This is a genomic window from Desulfonauticus autotrophicus (genome assembly GCF_055381725.1).
Genome location: NZ_AP042395.1, coordinates 1,291,064 through 1,306,573, shown reverse-complemented (window position 1 = coordinate 1,306,573; position 15,510 = coordinate 1,291,064). Strand labels below are relative to the sequence as shown.

At 38.0% G+C, this 15,510-nt stretch carries 21 protein-coding genes and 1 pseudogene; 6 read left to right on the top strand and 16 right to left on the bottom strand.

Features of this window, described 5'->3' with window-relative positions; genetic code table 11:
- Positions 1-82 precede the first annotated feature (82 nt).
- From jag to ACZ42F_RS07410, 10 genes are all read right to left on the bottom strand, one after another.
- Positions 83-766 (bottom strand): RNA-binding cell elongation regulator Jag/EloR, encoded by a 684-nt coding sequence (gene jag, locus ACZ42F_RS07455; RefSeq protein WP_464278496.1) that lies wholly within the window; start codon positions 764-766, stop codon positions 83-85.
- 35 nt (positions 767-801) lie between these two features.
- Positions 802-2,481, bottom strand: coding sequence for a membrane protein insertase YidC (yidC, locus tag ACZ42F_RS07450; protein WP_464278495.1), 1,680 nt, complete (start codon positions 2,479-2,481; stop codon positions 802-804).
- Positions 2,474-2,722 carry a membrane protein insertion efficiency factor YidD gene (gene yidD / locus ACZ42F_RS07445; protein WP_029968169.1) on the bottom strand — a complete coding sequence of 83 codons (249 nt, stop codon included), beginning with the start codon at positions 2,720-2,722 and terminating at the stop codon, positions 2,474-2,476. The genes yidC and yidD overlap by 8 nt, the downstream gene beginning before the upstream one ends.
- On the bottom strand, positions 2,719-3,084 hold the full coding sequence (gene rnpA / locus ACZ42F_RS07440) for a ribonuclease P protein component (RefSeq protein WP_035260363.1): 366 nt from the start codon (positions 3,082-3,084) through the stop codon (positions 2,719-2,721). The genes yidD and rnpA overlap by 4 nt, the downstream gene beginning before the upstream one ends.
- Positions 3,072-3,206, bottom strand: a complete 135-nt coding sequence (gene rpmH / locus ACZ42F_RS07435; protein ID WP_029968164.1) for a 50S ribosomal protein L34 — start codon at positions 3,204-3,206, stop codon at positions 3,072-3,074. Before rpmH ends, rnpA begins: the two co-directional genes overlap by 13 nt.
- Positions 3,207-3,280: 74 nt before the next feature.
- Entirely contained in the window at positions 3,281-3,616 is a 336-nt protein-coding gene (locus ACZ42F_RS07430) for a hypothetical protein (RefSeq protein WP_464278494.1), read from the bottom strand.
- Positions 3,617-3,618: 2 nt separating this feature from the next.
- The gene (hemA, locus tag ACZ42F_RS07425) at positions 3,619-4,932 is read right to left on the bottom strand and encodes a glutamyl-tRNA reductase (RefSeq protein ID WP_464278493.1); all 1,314 of its coding nucleotides are present in this window, start codon (positions 4,930-4,932) and stop codon (positions 3,619-3,621) included.
- A 2-nt stretch (positions 4,933-4,934) separates the two neighbouring features.
- Positions 4,935-5,384, bottom strand: a complete 450-nt coding sequence (gene ccsA, locus ACZ42F_RS07420; protein ID WP_464280223.1) for a cytochrome c biogenesis protein CcsA — start codon at positions 5,382-5,384, stop codon at positions 4,935-4,937.
- The gene (locus ACZ42F_RS07415) at positions 5,285-5,758 is read right to left on the bottom strand and encodes a hypothetical protein (protein ID WP_464278492.1); all 474 of its coding nucleotides are present in this window, start codon (positions 5,756-5,758) and stop codon (positions 5,285-5,287) included. Before ACZ42F_RS07415 ends, ccsA begins: the two co-directional genes overlap by 100 nt.
- Positions 5,742-6,404: an NAD(P)-dependent oxidoreductase gene (locus tag ACZ42F_RS07410; RefSeq protein WP_029968156.1), complete on the bottom strand. Its 663-nt coding sequence runs from the start codon at positions 6,402-6,404 to the stop codon at positions 5,742-5,744. The genes ACZ42F_RS07415 and ACZ42F_RS07410 overlap by 17 nt, the downstream gene beginning before the upstream one ends.
- Before the next feature lie 66 nt (positions 6,405-6,470).
- On the opposite strand from ACZ42F_RS07410, the gene ACZ42F_RS07405 reads away from it, so the two are divergent.
- The 4 genes from ACZ42F_RS07405 to ACZ42F_RS07390 are packed head-to-tail and all read left to right on the top strand — an operon-like array spanning position 6,471 to position 9,365.
- Positions 6,471-7,664 (top strand): glycosyltransferase family 9 protein, encoded by a 1,194-nt coding sequence (locus ACZ42F_RS07405; protein WP_464278491.1) that lies wholly within the window; start codon positions 6,471-6,473, stop codon positions 7,662-7,664.
- Positions 7,665-7,675: 11 nt separating this feature from the next.
- Entirely contained in the window at positions 7,676-8,305 is a 630-nt protein-coding gene (locus ACZ42F_RS07400) for a radical SAM protein (RefSeq protein WP_464278490.1), read from the top strand.
- On the top strand, positions 8,266-8,667 hold the full coding sequence (locus tag ACZ42F_RS07395) for a GTP 3',8-cyclase MoaA family protein (protein WP_464278489.1): 402 nt from the start codon (positions 8,266-8,268) through the stop codon (positions 8,665-8,667). The genes ACZ42F_RS07400 and ACZ42F_RS07395 overlap by 40 nt, the downstream gene beginning before the upstream one ends.
- Before the next feature lie 5 nt (positions 8,668-8,672).
- Complete coding sequence (locus ACZ42F_RS07390) at positions 8,673-9,365, top strand: septal ring lytic transglycosylase RlpA family protein (RefSeq protein WP_464278488.1); 693 nt, start codon at positions 8,673-8,675, stop codon at positions 9,363-9,365.
- Here the strand turns inward: ACZ42F_RS07390 and ACZ42F_RS07385 are convergent.
- On the bottom strand, positions 9,355-9,642 hold the full coding sequence (locus tag ACZ42F_RS07385) for an HU family DNA-binding protein (RefSeq protein WP_029968147.1): 288 nt from the start codon (positions 9,640-9,642) through the stop codon (positions 9,355-9,357). The two genes, ACZ42F_RS07390 and ACZ42F_RS07385, sit on opposite strands and share 11 nt — an antisense overlap.
- 13 nt (positions 9,643-9,655) lie before the next feature.
- Entirely contained in the window at positions 9,656-10,066 is a 411-nt protein-coding gene (locus tag ACZ42F_RS07380; RefSeq protein ID WP_464278487.1) for an HIT family protein, read from the bottom strand.
- A 152-nt stretch (positions 10,067-10,218) separates the two neighbouring features.
- Between ACZ42F_RS07380 and ACZ42F_RS07375 the strand changes: the two genes are divergently transcribed.
- Entirely contained in the window at positions 10,219-11,196 is a 978-nt protein-coding gene (locus ACZ42F_RS07375) for a radical SAM protein (RefSeq protein ID WP_464280222.1), read from the top strand.
- On the opposite strand, the gene ACZ42F_RS07370 is transcribed toward ACZ42F_RS07375, so the two are convergent.
- Entirely contained in the window at positions 11,193-11,342 is a 150-nt protein-coding gene (locus ACZ42F_RS07370) for a hypothetical protein (RefSeq protein ID WP_464278486.1), read from the bottom strand. The two genes, ACZ42F_RS07375 and ACZ42F_RS07370, sit on opposite strands and share 4 nt — an antisense overlap.
- A gap of 262 nt (positions 11,343-11,604) precedes the next feature.
- Here ACZ42F_RS07370 and ACZ42F_RS07365 point away from each other — a divergent pair, with 262 nt between their 5' ends.
- The gene (locus ACZ42F_RS07365; protein WP_464278485.1) at positions 11,605-11,760 is read left to right on the top strand and encodes a hypothetical protein; all 156 of its coding nucleotides are present in this window, start codon (positions 11,605-11,607) and stop codon (positions 11,758-11,760) included.
- Here ACZ42F_RS07365 and mqnE read toward each other — a convergent pair.
- The 3 genes and pseudogenes from mqnE to ACZ42F_RS07350 all read right to left on the bottom strand — a co-directional run bounded on the left by mqnE (position 11,757) and on the right by ACZ42F_RS07350 (position 15,397).
- Complete coding sequence (gene mqnE, locus ACZ42F_RS07360) at positions 11,757-12,800, bottom strand: aminofutalosine synthase MqnE (protein ID WP_464278484.1); 1,044 nt, start codon at positions 12,798-12,800, stop codon at positions 11,757-11,759. The two genes, ACZ42F_RS07365 and mqnE, sit on opposite strands and share 4 nt — an antisense overlap.
- On the bottom strand, positions 12,793-13,686 hold the full coding sequence (gene sppA, locus ACZ42F_RS07355) for a signal peptide peptidase SppA (RefSeq protein ID WP_464278483.1): 894 nt from the start codon (positions 13,684-13,686) through the stop codon (positions 12,793-12,795). The genes mqnE and sppA overlap by 8 nt, the downstream gene beginning before the upstream one ends.
- Positions 13,670-15,397, bottom strand: a pseudogene (locus ACZ42F_RS07350) (30S ribosomal protein S1). Before ACZ42F_RS07350 ends, sppA begins: the two are co-directional and overlap by 17 nt.
- Between the last annotated feature and the right edge of the window lie 113 nt (positions 15,398-15,510).

Below are 15,510 nucleotides of genomic sequence, written 5' to 3'. Positions count from 1 at the left end.
TTTATACTTTTTAGGCTCTTTGGGGTTAAGAAGTGTTGGAAAGAAAAAGGCGAAGCGTTTAAGCTTCGCCTTTTTTTAGTGCTTACTGGGTAAGCCTTGTTTGTAATTGTTCTGGTTTGCGTCGCATTGTTTTTTTCTTAGGCATAATGAGTACTCTTTTCAGCGGGCCTTCTCCAAGGCTTTTGGTTTGAATACCTCTATCCTTTTGCAAGGTGAGGTGAATGATTCTGCGGTGATAGGAAGTTAAGGGCTGGGTTTTCATTGTTTTTCCAGTACGTTTTGCCCGTTGAGCCAAGGCCAGAGCTGTTTGTTTAATTTTTTCATTTTGTCTTTGGCGATAGTTAGCAGCGTCCAGCTGGATTCTAGAGATACCTGGACATTGTTTGGCTATAATCCTGTTAGCCAGGTACTGGATAGCTGAGATAGTTTGTCCGTCTTTGCCAATGAGTACCCCAGCATTTTCCTCTTCTTCAATACTTACATAGATTGGCTCTTTGCTCAAATCCACACTTATTTGCGAATTGGGGGCAATGGGGCGGGTCAGGTTGTGTACAATATCCCGCACTTTGTTTTCCACTTCCAAAGGATTTTCCCGTTTTTTGGCTTTAATTTTTGCCTTTTTTAGCCCAACCAAACCAAAAATACCAGAAGAGCCGCCGCTTAGAATTTCAATTTCCAGAGAGTCGCGTTCTGTCTGAAAGTACTCACAGGCCTTGGAGATAGCCTCATCCACATCCTTACCGACGAATTCTACAAATTCCTCCATGCTCACTCCTTACCTCTTTTCCCGGTTTTTAATTTTCAAAGAACAGTTCCCCTTTTTCGTCCATTACCCTTTTTAAGGGGAAAGATAAAGGTCATCACCGGGTCTTTAAGCCTGTTTTTCAACATCCACCACTGTTGGGCAATGGACAGTATATTGTTGACCAGCCAGTATATTACCAACCCAGATGGAAAGTTTAAAAAGAGAAAGGTAAAAAGTATAGGCATAAACAACATTACCTTTGCTTGGGTTGGGTCCCCTGGCGCTGGAGTCATCTTTTGTTGTATAAACATTGTTGCCCCCATAATCAAGGGGGTAATATAAAAAGGATCTTTAGCAGAAAGATCCGCTAACCACAAGAGATTGGTAAAGGGCAAGTGAGTTATAAAAGGAGCATGTCTAAGCTCAATAGCTCCTAAAAGCCCCTGGTATAATCCAAAAAAGACAGGGATTTGAATCAGCATGGGCATACAACCACCAGCTGGATTTACTTTGTAAGTTCGATACAGCCGCATCATCTCTTCATTCATTTTCTGGCGATCGTCTTTGTACTTTTCCCGTATTTCAGCCATGAGAGGTTGTAACTTTTTCATCTGGTTCATGGATTTATAGCTTTTTTGGGATAAAGGCCAGAAAAGAAGTTTAATTAAAATGGTTAGTAAAATAATGGCAATTCCATAATTATGAGTATAGGTATAAAAGAAGTTTAAAACTTTTATAAGTGGTTTGGCAATAAAATCAAACCACCCATAGTGTATAGCCTGGGATAGATTGTTGGGTACTAAAGCTAGTTGTTTTTCTTCCTTGGGTCCTAAATAATAAATACAATTTAAAGTGGTTTCATTGTTATTTACGATTTGAGACAAAGCTAAGCGATAGATATTTTTTTCCAGCTTTGCTTTAAAGACAAAATTGTTGCTTGTAGGCACTAAAGCCAGTAAAAAATAATTATTACTTATTGCTCCCCATTTTACTTTGTTATCTGTTAGAATTCCTTTTTCCAGGTCATCTTTATCTGTTTCTGCACTTAATCCATCTGTCCCCAAGTATACTATCTGGGTGGGATTATAACTGTTTTCTTCTCTGGTAAGAGGAAGGGTAGAAATTACAAAACTTACTTCATTGTCCTTGTTCCCAGGAGCTAAGATTTTGAGTTCTTCCTTGACTTGATAGGTGTCAGCAAAAAAGGTGAGGGTCCTTAAGAGGGTAATACCTTCAAATTCACCTTTAAAGGTCAAAGAGGTGCTTTCCCCTGGATTTAACTTTTTGTTTTCCCCTTGATAGCTCCAGCTGAATTTGTACCAGGTAGGTATGCGATTCCAGATAATGCCCAGAGGTCCTTTGGCCAGAGCTTCAGGACTGATTAAATCTATATGAGGAGAGTTTTTCTCTACACTTACTCGGTATTTTTTTAAGACAAAATGTTCCAGCACTCCACCTTGAGTATTAAGTATGGCTTGATATAGAGGAGTTTCTATGGTTATTTTTTTTCCCTTCTGGGGGTCAAATAAGTTGTTGATTTGTCCCAAATTGGAAGGAGTATAACTGGGAGCAGGTGTAGAAGTGGGTTGTTTAGTAGCCACAGTGTTGGAGGAGTTAGTAGTAATGTGTTGTTGTGGCTGTTGTTTAGGTTGAGGTGGAGGAAAAATTATATTCCAGAGTAATAATACCACTAAAGATAGCCCCACAGCCAAGAGTACTCGAATATTGTTATCCATGGATTTTTTTTCTCCTTAAAATATAGAATTGTTGAGGTACAGGGTCGATTCCGCCCTCAAAAAAAGGATTACAGCGTAAAAAGCGTCTAAGAAAAAGATAAGAGCCCTTTAAACAACCAAAGCGCAGGATGGCTTCTTTTGCATATTCAGAACAGGAAGGATAAAAACGGCACTTGGCAGGCCAGAGAGGAGAAAGGGCATATTGATAAATTTTGATTAAAAACAAGAGCACTTTTTTCATACACAGATACTTTTTTCCCTCAGGCTCTTAAAAAAGGAACTTAAGTCTTCTTCCACATCTTTAAACTTTAATGTGGACCATACAGGGTGTTTTTTAGGCACAATTACTATATCCTGTCCACCAGGAAGTAGGTCTTGATATAGCCTTACAAATTCACGAACTAACCTTTTTACCCGGTTGCGCACCACTGCTTTCCCGATCTTTTTACTTACAGTAATACCCACTCTTGCATATTCATAAGAGTTGGGACAGATGAAGACTATAAACAGAGAGGTAAAAAAACGGCGACCTCTTTCATAACATCTTTGAAATTGAGGTCGCTTTAATAAACGTCTTGTTTTGGGAAAGGTTAAACAGCTAATCTTTTTCTGCCCTTGGCCCTACGTCTTTTGATAACCAGTTTTCCGCCTCTAGTGCGCATTCTAACCAAAAAACCGTGAGTTCTTTTACGTTTGATTTTACTGGGCTGATATGTTCTCTTCATTGCTCTCTCCTTCTTGCTAACTTAAGACAAACTCTTTAGATAACTTCTTGAAAGATAATGGTCAAGAAAAAAACTCAGATAAAAATTTGATTTTCAGATAAAAGCTGATTTATCCATTGCACAAGATATTCTCGTTGTTCAGGCGTAGCATAAGTGATACACTGGCATCTGATTTTATTGCTGGCCCTGATTAAAAGTTCGGCCTTTAGCCAGTTTTTACCCAATTCCAAAGGAAAATAATAAGGTCCACAGTTGGATAGGTGTTCTTTCTGTTCAGAAGTATAGAACTTTTGGGGTAGAGGAAGCCAGTAGAGATTATCAAGAGGGTTATCCAGTTTTTTTTCTTTAAAACTCTTTTTTATTTTTTCCATGTCCTGCTGGTTTAATTCTTCGATATAATAGGATCTCATAATTACCTCTTTTTGTGTTCATGTATCTTTTTATTTTCTTCTAAATTTATTTCATCCAGATTAAACATCTTGCGTAAGGCATCAAGATATTTTTCTACCGTACCTTCTTCCTGCTGTCTTCTCTTTAAAAATAAAATTGGAGATTGATATAATTTACTTACTATGGACTTTAGCATAAGTTCTATATGTTCTTTGTCTTTATCTCCAAGGTTTACCTTTTTTAGAGTTTTATGTAATTCTTTTTGAGCTATTTCTTCTCCCTTGGCCATTAATTCTTTTATGGTTGGAGTTATTTCCAGGTTATCTAACCAGTGTTTAAATTTATAAACTTCTTCTTCAATGATATATTTAGCTTTTTCAGCTTCCTTTTGTCTATAAACCAAGTTTTCTTCAACTACTTCTTTTAAATCATCTATGTCATAGAGAAATACATTATCAAATAAATTGATATCCGGGTCTATGTCTCTAGGTACAGCAATATCAATAAAAAACATGGGGCTGTATTTACGTTTTTTTAATATGGGCTTTAAATCTCTGGCCTGGAGGATAGTATGGGGGGCTCCAGTGGAGCTTATCACTATATCAGTCTGGGAAAGGTAGTCTAAAAGCTGAGCAAAGGGGATGGCTTTTCCCTTAAATTTTTGAGCCAGTTCTTCTCCCTTGCTTAGGGTTCTATTGGCTACTAAAATATTTTTTACTCCCTGATTTAATAAGTGTAGAGCAGCCAGTTCAGCCATTTCTCCTGCGCCAATGAGCATGACTGTGGAATTACTTAAGTCTCCAAAAATTTTTTTAGCCAGTTTTACTGCCGCATAGCTGATGGATACAGCACTAGAAGATACTTCTGTTTCTGTACGCACCCTTTTGGCTACAGAAAAGGCCTTGTGTAATAAGCGGTTTAAAATAACTTTGGTAGTGTTTTCCTGAACAGCTTCTCGATAGGCGTCTTTGAGCTGGCCTAAAATTTGAGGCTCTCCCACTACCAGGGAGTCCAGGCTAGAAGCCACAGTGAAAAGATGTTTGATGGCTTCCAGGTCCTGGTAAATATAAAGGTGTTTGTATAGCTCTTCTTTATTGCCAGAACAATAATTAGTCCAAAAGGTTAGTATTTCCTGAACTACTTTTTCTTTGGGATTACCTATAGCTAATATTTCTACCCGATTGCAGGTAGAGAGAATCAAATATTCTTTGAGACAACCGCTTCCCTTGAGCAGATTGTTTTCCCTGTAATTGTACTGACTAAGGGCATATTTTTCCCTTACTTCTACAGGGGCGGTTTTATGATTTAGTCCTAGAAGAATTATACTACTTTTCATAGTTAGGGCCTAAAACTATGGTGTGTTGGCATAAGAAGGTTTATTCCCATAAGGGAGATTAAGGATAAAATAAAGAGAAAAATGGCCATTTTGGCGGGTTTTTTCCCCTTCCACCCCAGGGCCAGACGTTGATGGAAAAGATAGGCATATAAAATCCAGATGAAAAGGGCCACAATTTCCTTGGGATCCCAGGTAAAAAAACTTTTCCAGCTAAAAATTGCCCAGATAAATCCAGTAAATACCCCCAGGCTAAAGAGCGGAAAACCGCAGACCACAGCCAGATGATTTAAACGGTCAAAGGTGGTAAGTGAAGGTAAGTCATTGGAAAAGGAAGGCAATTTGCTTTTGGTCTTTATTTTTTTTCCAGATAAAGATAGATAAGCCCACTTCCAAAGGCCAGGGCCAAAAAGGCAAAGCTTAAAAACAAAGAAACAATATGTAAGCCAAACCAGAGGGCTACGCCTTTTGCTGGGAGTACTCCTTTAAGTTTAAAGCTCAACAGCAAATGAGACATATAAAAAAGAAGGGACAAAGGGCTAGCTAAAAAAAGAAGAAAATTTATCTTTAACCTTAGAAAAATAAGTAAAAGCAAAAATATAATGATCCAGGCCAGTAAACTAAAGTAAAAGGGAACAATATTAAGACTTTGCGGGAAATGAAGTAAATATCTCCAGCTAAGCTCTGCAGTATGCAAGAAAAATCCAAGCCCTAAGAATATTTTACTTACTTTTTGTAAGGATGTATTATTTTTGAGATAACTGGCAAATCCCAGTAAAGTGGATAATAAATAAATAAGAATGATAAATATGCTAAAGTTTAAGTTCATCAATAATATCTCCCACTACATCTTCTATTTGCGGTAGCTCTTTAAGGATAGTTCTTTTTACCTGTTCCCAGTTTTGCTCTTTTAAAGGGAGAAGCAAAGTTTTAGCCAGCTTTCTAAAACAATTGGCCCTTTTGTTTTCTGGTATATGGTTTAAAATCAAAGGCCTAAGTTTCCCCATGAGGCCAGCTAAAAGAGCATATTCTCTCCCCAGGCACTTGTCCAGTTCCTCTTTGATGAGCCTGGCTAAAGCTGGACTCTGTCCCTGGGTAGAAATGGCTAATAGCAGGCAATCCTGTTGCCAGAGAGCTGGCAGGGAAAAATCTCCATCCTGAGGATTGGTGGCTGAATTGACCAAGATGTTTTTAGACTTAGCCAGGGAAGCGATTTTTTGATTTAACTCTTTGTTGTCAGTACAGGCAAATACCAGGTGTATGCCCTCTAAATCTTCTGGGCTAAAGGGCCGGGCATAAAACTGGATGTTGTCCAGGTGGCTAAACTTTTTGGGTAAAGGACGCATGGGGTCTATGATTTTTACCTGTAGAGGTTTAAATTTTAGAAGAGTAGAAAGCTTTCTTTGCCCTACTTCTCCTATTCCCACCAGAAGGCACTTTTTTTGGCTTAAATCCAGGCAAAGGGGAAATAGCATAGAGAAAATTCCTTGCTGTAAATTTACTTGCTAAACTTATAGGGGTGTGTTTAAATCATTTTCCAAATGGCTGCAAATTTTTTGGTTATCCAGTTTGCTAGGCTTGGAGATTTACTGCAAAGTAAGCGCCTTATTTTGTCCTTGGCCAGAGAAGGGCAGGTCTACTTACTGGTGGATACCAGTCTGCAAGCTTTTGCCAGGCAAATTTATCCCTTTGCTTATGTGCTGGCAGCAAAAGCCCATGGACAGAGTAATTTGGCTGAACTTTTTGCTCTTAATCTAAGAGTTTTTCAAGAATTAAAAGAAATAGATTTTGCTGCAGTCTACAATTTAAACTTTTCTCCTTTAAATTATGTCTGTGCCCAGCTTTTTCCGGGAGAAATAGTTAAAGGTTATACCCACTTTAACCGGCAAGAACTTAAATCTTCCTGGACCAGGAAGGCCTTTGAATGGATAAAAAAACGCAAATTAGCTCCCCTTAACCTCATAGACTTTTGGGCCTATTTAAAGGAAAAGGGAGAGATTTGTCCTCCAGAAGAGGTAAATCCCCTCATTGCGCAAAATAAAGGGGAAGGAGTGGGAATTGTCCTGGCAGGAAGAAATCAGCGCAGGTCCTTAAGTCCTTATTCTTTAGCTCAGTTAATTGAAGTTTTATTAAAGCAAAAAAAACAAAAATTTTATCTTTTGGGCACCCGGGCAGAGCAACCTCTGGCCAGAGAGTTAAAAAAGCATTTAAGTCCCAGGGAAAAGGAGTTTTTAATAGATCTTACCGGTAAGACTTCTTTATTGGACTTACTGGATTTGTTACCCGGTCTAGAGTTGGTCATAAGCCCAGATACAGGGCTTTTACACCTTTGTTGCCATTTAGGAGTACAAACCTGGTCTTTTTTCCTTTCTTCAGCCTGGGTTTTTGAAACAGGTCCTTATGGCAAGGGGCATAAGGTGGTTCAGGGTTTTCATTCCTGTGCTCCTTGTATAGAAAATAAAAAATGTCTTTTTCAACAAAAGTGTCATAGTGATTTTACTCCCAAACTCTTTTACCTGCTAAGTCAGGAGAAAGTAGAACCAATGCCCCACTTAGGCCTTGGAAATAGCTATTTTGATGAGTTGGGTGTAAATTATAGATTTAGTTATGGTCCTTTGTGGTTACAAGAGCGAGAACAGGCAAGGTTTAGTTTGCTTGCCTACTTACAGGGAAAAGATATAAACTGGCCTTATCCTGATTTTCTCTTTGCAGAAAGGGAGTGGATCTTAGCCTAGAGGTGTTGAATATGCTGATGGATAAACACGGTAGAAGTGTTAGTTATCTTCGTTTGAGCATTACGGATAAGTGTAATCTTCGTTGTTTTTATTGTCAGGGAGTAAGAGACCCTCTGGTAAAGCATAAAGAAATTTTAAGATATGAAGATATGGAAAAGTTTTTGCTGGTTGCTGAGTCCATAGGGATAAAAAAGGTACGCCTTACTGGAGGAGAACCTTTTTTAAGACGTAACTTTTGGGATTTTTTAGAAAAGCTAGGGAAGGAATTTAACAATTTTGATTTTCGTTTAACCACTAATGGTACTTTAATTAAAAGTAAAAAAGAGCTCTTAAAATTAAAAGAATTAGGATTTAAGGGATTAAATGTTTCTCTAGACACCTTTGATAAAGATAAATTTTTACAAATTACAGGTGCTAGCTATTTAAACCAGGTTTTACAAACTATTTTCTGGGGACTTGAAGCTGGCTTAAAAATCAAAATAAATGCTGTAGCTTTAAAAGGTTTAAATGATAAAGAGCTTGTGGATTTTGCTAATTTTGCTTATAAGTATCCAGTAGATGTTAGGTTTATAGAATTTATGCCCATTGGACAGAAGACCAGATGGAAAAAGAGTATTTCTGGTCTGCTCAAGACATTTTAAGACAATTAACCCAGGAGGTAGAGGTTTTACCTCTGGATAGTCAGGAGCAAACTGCAGGTCCAGCAAGAGTTTTTCAAATAAGTGGAGGGAAGGGAAGAATTGGGGTGATTTCTCCTCTAAGTGATCATTTTTGTGAGCGATGCAATCGCTTGCGTATTACTTCTCAAGGCAGGTTAAGGCCTTGTTTATTTTCAGATCGGGAATATAAATTGCTGGCTCTGGTCAGAAATTCCAAACTTAGCTTAAAACACCTGGAAAAGGTGATATCTCTGGCCATCAAACACAAACCTGTAGGTGCCCATTTGCTGGAAAAAAATAAAAATAAGGTTTGTGATTCAGCAATGGTAGGTATTGGAGGATAAGTAGAGTGCGTTATTATTTTTTAGGTCTTGGTTTGTTACTATGCGTGGGAATTTTTAGTTGTACCACAAAAAAGGTCTATGCACCTTTACCCAAGAGTCCTTCTAAACCCTATCAAGTCTACGGAAAAACCTATACTCCTTTGCCCAGTGCCAACAATTATGTAGAAGAGGGCATTGCTTCCTGGTATGGACCTAAATTTCACGGTCGCAGGACAGCTAGTGGGGAAATTTATAATATGTATGCTTATACTGCAGCACACAAGGTTTTACCTTTTCACACCAAAGTGCGTGTTACTAATTTAGACAATGGAAAACAGGTAATTGTTAAAATTAATGACAGAGGGCCTTTTGTGGCCGGGCGCATTATTGATTTATCCTATCAGGCGGCTAGAGCCTTGGGAATGGTGGGCCCTGGTACTGCCAGGGTTAGAGTTGAGAGCTTGCATAGTTTACCTAAAAGTAAGATAAAAGGTACTTTTTATATTCAGGTGGGCTCTTTTTCCATAAAACAAAACGCCTTAAAACTTCAACACAGACTTTCTCTTCTGGGATATACTTCCAGGCTGGTGCAAGCTAGAAAAAATGGCCTTATTCTTTGGAGGGTACAAGTTGGCCCTTATTATAATTTGTTGCAGGCAGAAACCAATAAAACCAAGTTAAGTGATATTTTTAAAGGCAGTTTTATTTTTATGAATTAAGCTCAGATCTAAATTTTTTGGAAATTCTAAAAACAACTACCTTGCGCCCTGGTAAAATAATGGTTTCGTTGGTTTGAGGGTTTCTCCCTTTACGGGGATTTTTCTGATAGGCTTCAAACTTGCCAAATCCGCTGACAAGTACACTTCCTTCTTCTTTTAAACCTTTTTTAATCAAGAAGAGGAGATGCTCCAGGATTTCCTTTAGTTCAGTACGGTTCTTTTTGCTGTACTGGTAAATTTTTTCTACAATATCTGCTTTGGTAAGGGTGTTGGCCATGGTGTAACTCCTTTTAAAGCTTATTTATTATTTGTTGAGCTATTTCTTGCATTTTGGTTTCGCTTTCATATTTTTGCTGAGGCCAGAGAGTTAGACCGTCCTTTTCATAACGAGGGATAAGATGGAAGTGGGCATGAAACACCAATTGACCTGCTGCCCGGTAATTGTTCATTCCCAGGTTGATTCCATCTGCCTGTAGCCCTTCTTTTATAGCTTTAGCTACCTTTTGCAGAGCTTCTAAAAGTTCTTGTCCCAAAGCTGGAGGCAAATCCAAGAGGGTTGGATAGTGCTGTTTGGGTATGACCAGAGTATGCCCAGGATTTACTGGAGCTATGTCTAAAAAAGCCAAGATGTTTTCACTTTCATAAATTTTGGTGCAAGGGATATTTCCAGCTACTATTTCACAGAAGATACATTTTTCCATTTGCCTATCTCCTTAAATCTTCTTACTATAAAGAAATCACTTTAACTTATAGAGGTAATTAAATTTTATTTTTTTGGCAAGTTAAAAATGAAAAAACCTTCTCTTCTTTTACCCTGCCCAGAATTAAACAAGAAAAAAAATCCTTGTGGCCAGTGTTTATTCCCTTTGCTGGCTGCAAGGTGAGGTGTGTGTTTTGTAACCAAAAACTTAGCACAGGCAGAGAAAAAGTTAATGATATAAAATTGTTAGTGAATAAAGAGTTAAGGCAACTAAAAAAGCAGGCGCAACAAAAAAAGAAGGTTTTTGGTTTGGGTTTTTTTGGAGGGACTTTTACCGGACTTAGTTTAGAACTCCAAACCTATATTTTGAGTGAGGCAAGAAAACTCAAGAAAGAGGGATGGGTGGATTTTGTTTCTCTTTCCACCAGGCCAGATTTTGTTAACTATGAGGTGGCAGAGTTACTGGCAAGTGCAGAAGTGGATTTGGTGGAGCTGGGGATTCAAAGTTTTAACTCTGAGGTGTTACAGGCCAATAAAAGGTCTTATAGTTTAAAAGACATTTTAAGCGCTTTGAGGTTGTTGCAAGAAAAGAATTTAGATTATGGTTTTCAGCTTTTGCCAGGTATGTTTAAACAGAGTTTAGCAATTTTTTGGGAAGATTTGGATTGGACTCTAAAACTAAGACCTAAAACCATTAGGCTATATCCCTGTTTGGTCTTAAAAGATACTTTACTAGCCAGGTACTATTGGCAGGGAAAATTTGTGCCTTGGAAACTTGAGAAAACCCTTTTGGCTTTGGCTGTGGCTGTAAAAAAACTTTGGGAACAGGAAATTACCATTCTTAGAGTGGGTCTTACTCCAGAAAAGGACTTGTTAGAAAATATTCTTGCAGGTCCCTGGCACCCCAGTTTGGGATTGCTGGTAAAATCCCTGGCCTTTAGAATGTATGTGCAGGAGTATTTATTCTGGAGTTCCAGGACGGTCCAGGCCATCTATTTACCTTCCAGGCTGGAGAGTTTTTTTTGGGGGTACAAAGGAGAAGCAAAAACAGAGTGGGAAAAAATAGGAATAGGCCCTGAGCTGGTAAAAACAGGGCCTTATAGAGAGATAAAAATTGATTTTGTCAATTAGTGATGCTCGTGCTTTAGATTTTCTTTTATCCTATAGCAAGCTACAGCCACGATAATGATGAAATAAATAAAGATTGCTGCTACTCCAAATTTGCCTTCAGTGGTGCTGTGGGTCATATTGGTCAAGAGTTCTATAATGGTTTGCATTTTTAGGCCTCCTCACTAAAAGATATTAAAACCTTTTACTCAAAATAGGGTTAGAAGTCAACAAGATATGGACAGGTTTTAGGAAGAAGAGAGGATAAAAACAAGATAGTTTTTGGATTGATTACTTAAGAAATTGAGGTTAAAGGAAGGTAAGAATTAAAAAAATAACTGATATAGGTAGTTAAATAACTTTAAAATTTTTACAGTAGTTATGGGTCAATATATTTTTTTATGAAAAAAGTTTTTATCCAGGAGAGTGAAGATGAGTGTTATTTTTCAAGCAGTAATAAATGTATTTAAAAAATTAACAAAAGTAACTAAATGTCCCTTTTGTGGATATGAACAAAAGATAAAAAATAAAGACCAGGAAGTGATATGTGTTAATTGTAAACAAAAGTTTAAAGTAAAAAAAGGTTAATTTTTAACTTCTTCAAAAAAAGAATTTCTATTTACAGGTTCAAATCCAGCCTGTCTGATATAAGTTTTTAATCCTTCTACAGTAAGACCTTTAGGAGTGTCTGCGCCTGCAGCATGGCCAATCTTTTCTTCTACAATGGTTCCATCAAAATCATCTGCTCCAAAATAAAGGGCAACTTGAGAGAGTTTTAGGCCAGCAAAGGCCCAGTATGTTTTTATATGGGGAATATTATCCAAAAAGAGGCGAGATAGGGCAATCATTTTTAAAAAATCTATACCATCTGGACCTGAGGCCTTGAGTTCATTGTGAGCTGGTTGATAGGCTAGAGGGATAAAGCAAAGAAACCCTCGGGTCTGGTCTTGCAAGTCGCGTAAGGCTTCTAAGTGTTTAATCCTATCTTCCCAGCTTTCTATGTGTCCAAAAAGCAGGGTGCAATTGGTATAAATTCCCAGTTTATGAGCTTTGGCGTGTATCTCCAGCCATTTTTGGCCAGAGATTTTTTCTGGGCACAACTTTTTTCTTAATTTTTCGGCAAAAACTTCTGCTCCGCCACCAGGCAAGATAGATAGACCCGCCTTTTTTAGTCTCAATAGAACTTCTTCTTCACTTAGCTGATGTTTTTCAGCTAAAAAATGTATTTCCACAGCAGTAAAAGCCTTTATTACAGCTTCTGGACGAAGTTCTTTTATGGTAGAAAGCATTTCTTCATAATAACTAAGAGGTAAGTCAGGATTTAAGCCCCCTACGATATGAATTTCTCTAATTGGTTCCCTTATTCTTTTATTTATTTCTTTTTTTATATCTTCTATACTAAAAGTATAAGAGTCTTTATCTGTTTTATCTTTGTAATAAGCACAAAATTTACACTTGTTTTTGCAGATATTGGTGTAATTTAGGTGTTGATTGTAAATGTAGTAAGCCCTGTTTTGGTGTAGGGCTTTTCTTTTAGCATAGGCCAGTTGGCCTAGGTAGTGGATATCTTTTTGTACAAGTTCTAAGGCTTCTGTTGAGGATAATCTCTGGGAAAATTCTTTATTCATAGCTTAAAATCCAGGTAGGAGCAAAGATGGCTGAGTCTAATTTCAGATTTAAAGAGCCCAAAACAGAAGAGAGAAAGTTCTTTTCTTTAGGTGGTCCTTCTACTAAAATTACTTCTTTTTTTATCCCGGCCATTTCCTTTAAAATTTCCAGAGCTTGATTAAAATTTCCCAGTTCGTCGATTAAGCCCAGAGCCAGGGCCTGTTTGCCAGTAAGGGCTCTACCATCAGCAATTTTTAGCACTTCTTCTTTACTCAATTTTCTACTCTCTACTACTGCACCGATAAATTGCTCGTAAAGGTCATTTACCAGTTCTTGAAAGTATATTTTTTCTTCAGGACTTAGTTTCCTGAAGGGAGTACCTGCATTTTTTAATTTTCCACTGGTAATGGTTTCTTCTTCTATGCCTATTTTTTCCATTAATTTTTGAAAATTGGTAAGCTGGGCCTTTACTCCAATGCTGCCAGTAAGGGTCCCAGGGTTGGCCACTATCTTGTGTGCTCCTAAAGATACATAATAACCACCAGAGGCAGCTACTGCTCCCATAGAAGCTACAATAATCTTGCTTTTGGATACTTCCTTTAAGGCTTCATAGATTTCTTGAGAAGGTCCTACTACACCACCAGGTGAATTTATTCTCACTAAAATCCCCTTTATTTCTGAGTCCTTGCTTAATTTTTTTATCCAATCCAGGATGGGTAAGGGATTGGCAATAATGCCTTCTATGTAAACAACGCCTATTTTTTCTTTGTTAAAGGCTAATTTGTTTTTATTAAAGGAAAAGGTAAAAAAGGCCATGGCTCCAATTATTAGAACCATGGCCATAAAAATCAGGAAAATACCAAAGAGAAAGGGATGTTTTTGACTGAATTTAAGACTTTTGTTCATTCTCTTCTAGTTTTTGTCTTAAAATCTCCCCTAAGTTGCTTCCACCAGCGTTCTGGTTTTTCTTTTTCAGTTCTTCAGCTCTTTTTTCTCTTCTTCTTCCATCCATTGTTTGATGGACAGTCCCAATCTGCGCTCTTCAGCACTGGCATTTAAGACCTTGGCTGTAACCTGTTGTCCTTCTTTGTAGATTTCTCTGGGATCTTTGACTTTTTTGGTACTTAGTTCAGAAACATGTACCAATCCTTCAATGCCTTCTTCCACTTCTACAAAAAGTCCAAACTCTGTTACATTGGTTACTGTGCCAGTAATAGTGGTGCCAGAGGGATATTTTTCAGGCACTTTTAACCAGGGGTCTTCTGTAAGTTGTTTAATTCCCAGGGTGAACTTTTGATTTTCCTTATCTACAGTAAGCACTTTGGCCCTAACCACATCGCCAACCTTGTAGAGATCACCAGGATGACGGATTTTCTTGGTCCAGGAAAGGTCAGAAACGTGAATTAAACCATCAATTCCTTCTTCTATACCAATAAAAAGGCCAAATTCAGTGATGTTTTTAATGGGAGCTTCCAGGATAGTGCCTTCTGGATACTTTTCAGCCACAATATCCCAGGGGTTGGGATAGACCTGTTTCATACCCAGAGAAAGGCGTTTTTCTCTTTGTCCAGGTCCAAAACCACCACTTCCACTTCATCGCCTTCTTTGACCATCTGGGAAGGATGTTTGAGCTTTCTGGTCCAGGACATTTCAGTGACATGGACCAAGCCTTCCACACCATCTTCCAGTTCCACAAAGGCTCCATACTCGGTAAGACTGGTTACCACACCCTTTAGTTTGGTGCCCAGAGGATATTTTTCTTCAATATTTTCCCAGGGGTTGGGAGTAAGCTGTTTTAAACCCAGAGAAACCTTTTGTTCTTCCTTATCAAAACTTAAAATCTTTAATTCCAGTTCATCTCCCAAGGAGACCATTTCCTTAGGATGTTTCAATCTTTTCCAGGACATGTCTGTGATGTGCAAGAGCCCATCCAGACCACCTAAGTCAATAAATACGCCATAGTCGGTTATATTTTTCACCTTACCCTTGACGAGATCGCCTTCAGACAAGGTGTTTAAAAGCTTTTCTTTTGCTTGGTTTCTTTCTTCTTCTAAAAGAATCCGTCTGGAAACAATGACATTGCTTCTGCGACGGTTGATTTTTACGATTTTGAAATCAAAGCTTTGGCCAACCAGAGCATTCATATCAGGAACAGGTCTTAAATCCACATGAGAGCCGGGTAAGAAAGCAATTAAACCACCCAAATCAACTTGATATCCGCCCTTGATGCGTTTGATGATTTTGCCCCGAACACTTTCTCCTTTTCAAAGGCTTGTTCCAGGCTGTCTAATACATGGGCTTTGCGTGCCCTTTCGTAAGAAAGATAAATGCTTCCTTCCACATCATTTTTGCGGATTAATAAGACCTCAACCTCATCTCCTTCCTTTACGGTTAAGTTGCCGTCTACATCCATAAATTCGGCAACAGGAATTTGTCCTTCTGACTTGTAATTGACATCCACCAGGACAAATTCAGGAGTGATTTTGACCACTTTGCCACTGATGATACTTCCTTCCTGGAATTCATCAAAGTCAAAGTTGAGATACTTTTCTAGCTCTGCTTCAAAATTCACCTCCATGTCTTGATTTTTGTTGACCATGTCATTGGAACTCATCATAAAAAAACCCCCTACACAAACGATATATTCCAGGCCTTCTAGCAAAGACAGACCTAAAAGACAACTACTAATTTAAATAAATAAATATTTTTAATTTGCTTAGACAATTAAAA

Coding starts and splice junctions, on each gene's coding strand:
- jag (WP_464278496.1), bottom strand. CDS start 766: ATGGAGGAATTTGTAGAATTCGTCGGTAAGGATGTGGATGAGGCTATC.
- yidC (WP_464278495.1), bottom strand. CDS start 2,481: ATGGATAACAATATTCGAGTACTCTTGGCTGTGGGGCTATCTTTAGTG.
- yidD (WP_029968169.1), bottom strand. CDS start 2,722: ATGAAAAAAGTGCTCTTGTTTTTAATCAAAATTTATCAATATGCCCTT.
- rpmH (WP_029968164.1), bottom strand. CDS start 3,206: ATGAAGAGAACATATCAGCCCAGTAAAATCAAACGTAAAAGAACTCAC.
- ACZ42F_RS07430 (WP_464278494.1), bottom strand. CDS start 3,616: ATGAGATCCTATTATATCGAAGAATTAAACCAGCAGGACATGGAAAAA.
- hemA (WP_464278493.1), bottom strand. CDS start 4,932: ATGAAAAGTAGTATAATTCTTCTAGGACTAAATCATAAAACCGCCCCT.
- ACZ42F_RS07415 (WP_464278492.1), bottom strand. CDS start 5,758: ATGAACTTAAACTTTAGCATATTTATCATTCTTATTTATTTATTATCC.
- ACZ42F_RS07410 (WP_029968156.1), bottom strand. CDS start 6,404: ATGCTATTTCCCCTTTGCCTGGATTTAAGCCAAAAAAAGTGCCTTCTG.
- ACZ42F_RS07405 (WP_464278491.1), top strand. CDS start 6,471: ATGGCTGCAAATTTTTTGGTTATCCAGTTTGCTAGGCTTGGAGATTTA.
- ACZ42F_RS07400 (WP_464278490.1), top strand. CDS start 7,676: ATGCTGATGGATAAACACGGTAGAAGTGTTAGTTATCTTCGTTTGAGC.
- ACZ42F_RS07395 (WP_464278489.1), top strand. CDS start 8,266: ATGGAAAAAGAGTATTTCTGGTCTGCTCAAGACATTTTAAGACAATTA.
- ACZ42F_RS07385 (WP_029968147.1), bottom strand. CDS start 9,642: ATGGCCAACACCCTTACCAAAGCAGATATTGTAGAAAAAATTTACCAG.
- ACZ42F_RS07380 (WP_464278487.1), bottom strand. CDS start 10,066: ATGGAAAAATGTATCTTCTGTGAAATAGTAGCTGGAAATATCCCTTGC.
- ACZ42F_RS07370 (WP_464278486.1), bottom strand. CDS start 11,342: ATGCAAACCATTATAGAACTCTTGACCAATATGACCCACAGCACCACT.
- ACZ42F_RS07365 (WP_464278485.1), top strand. CDS start 11,605: ATGAGTGTTATTTTTCAAGCAGTAATAAATGTATTTAAAAAATTAACA.
- mqnE (WP_464278484.1), bottom strand. CDS start 12,800: ATGAATAAAGAATTTTCCCAGAGATTATCCTCAACAGAAGCCTTAGAA.
- sppA (WP_464278483.1), bottom strand. CDS start 13,686: ATGAACAAAAGTCTTAAATTCAGTCAAAAACATCCCTTTCTCTTTGGT.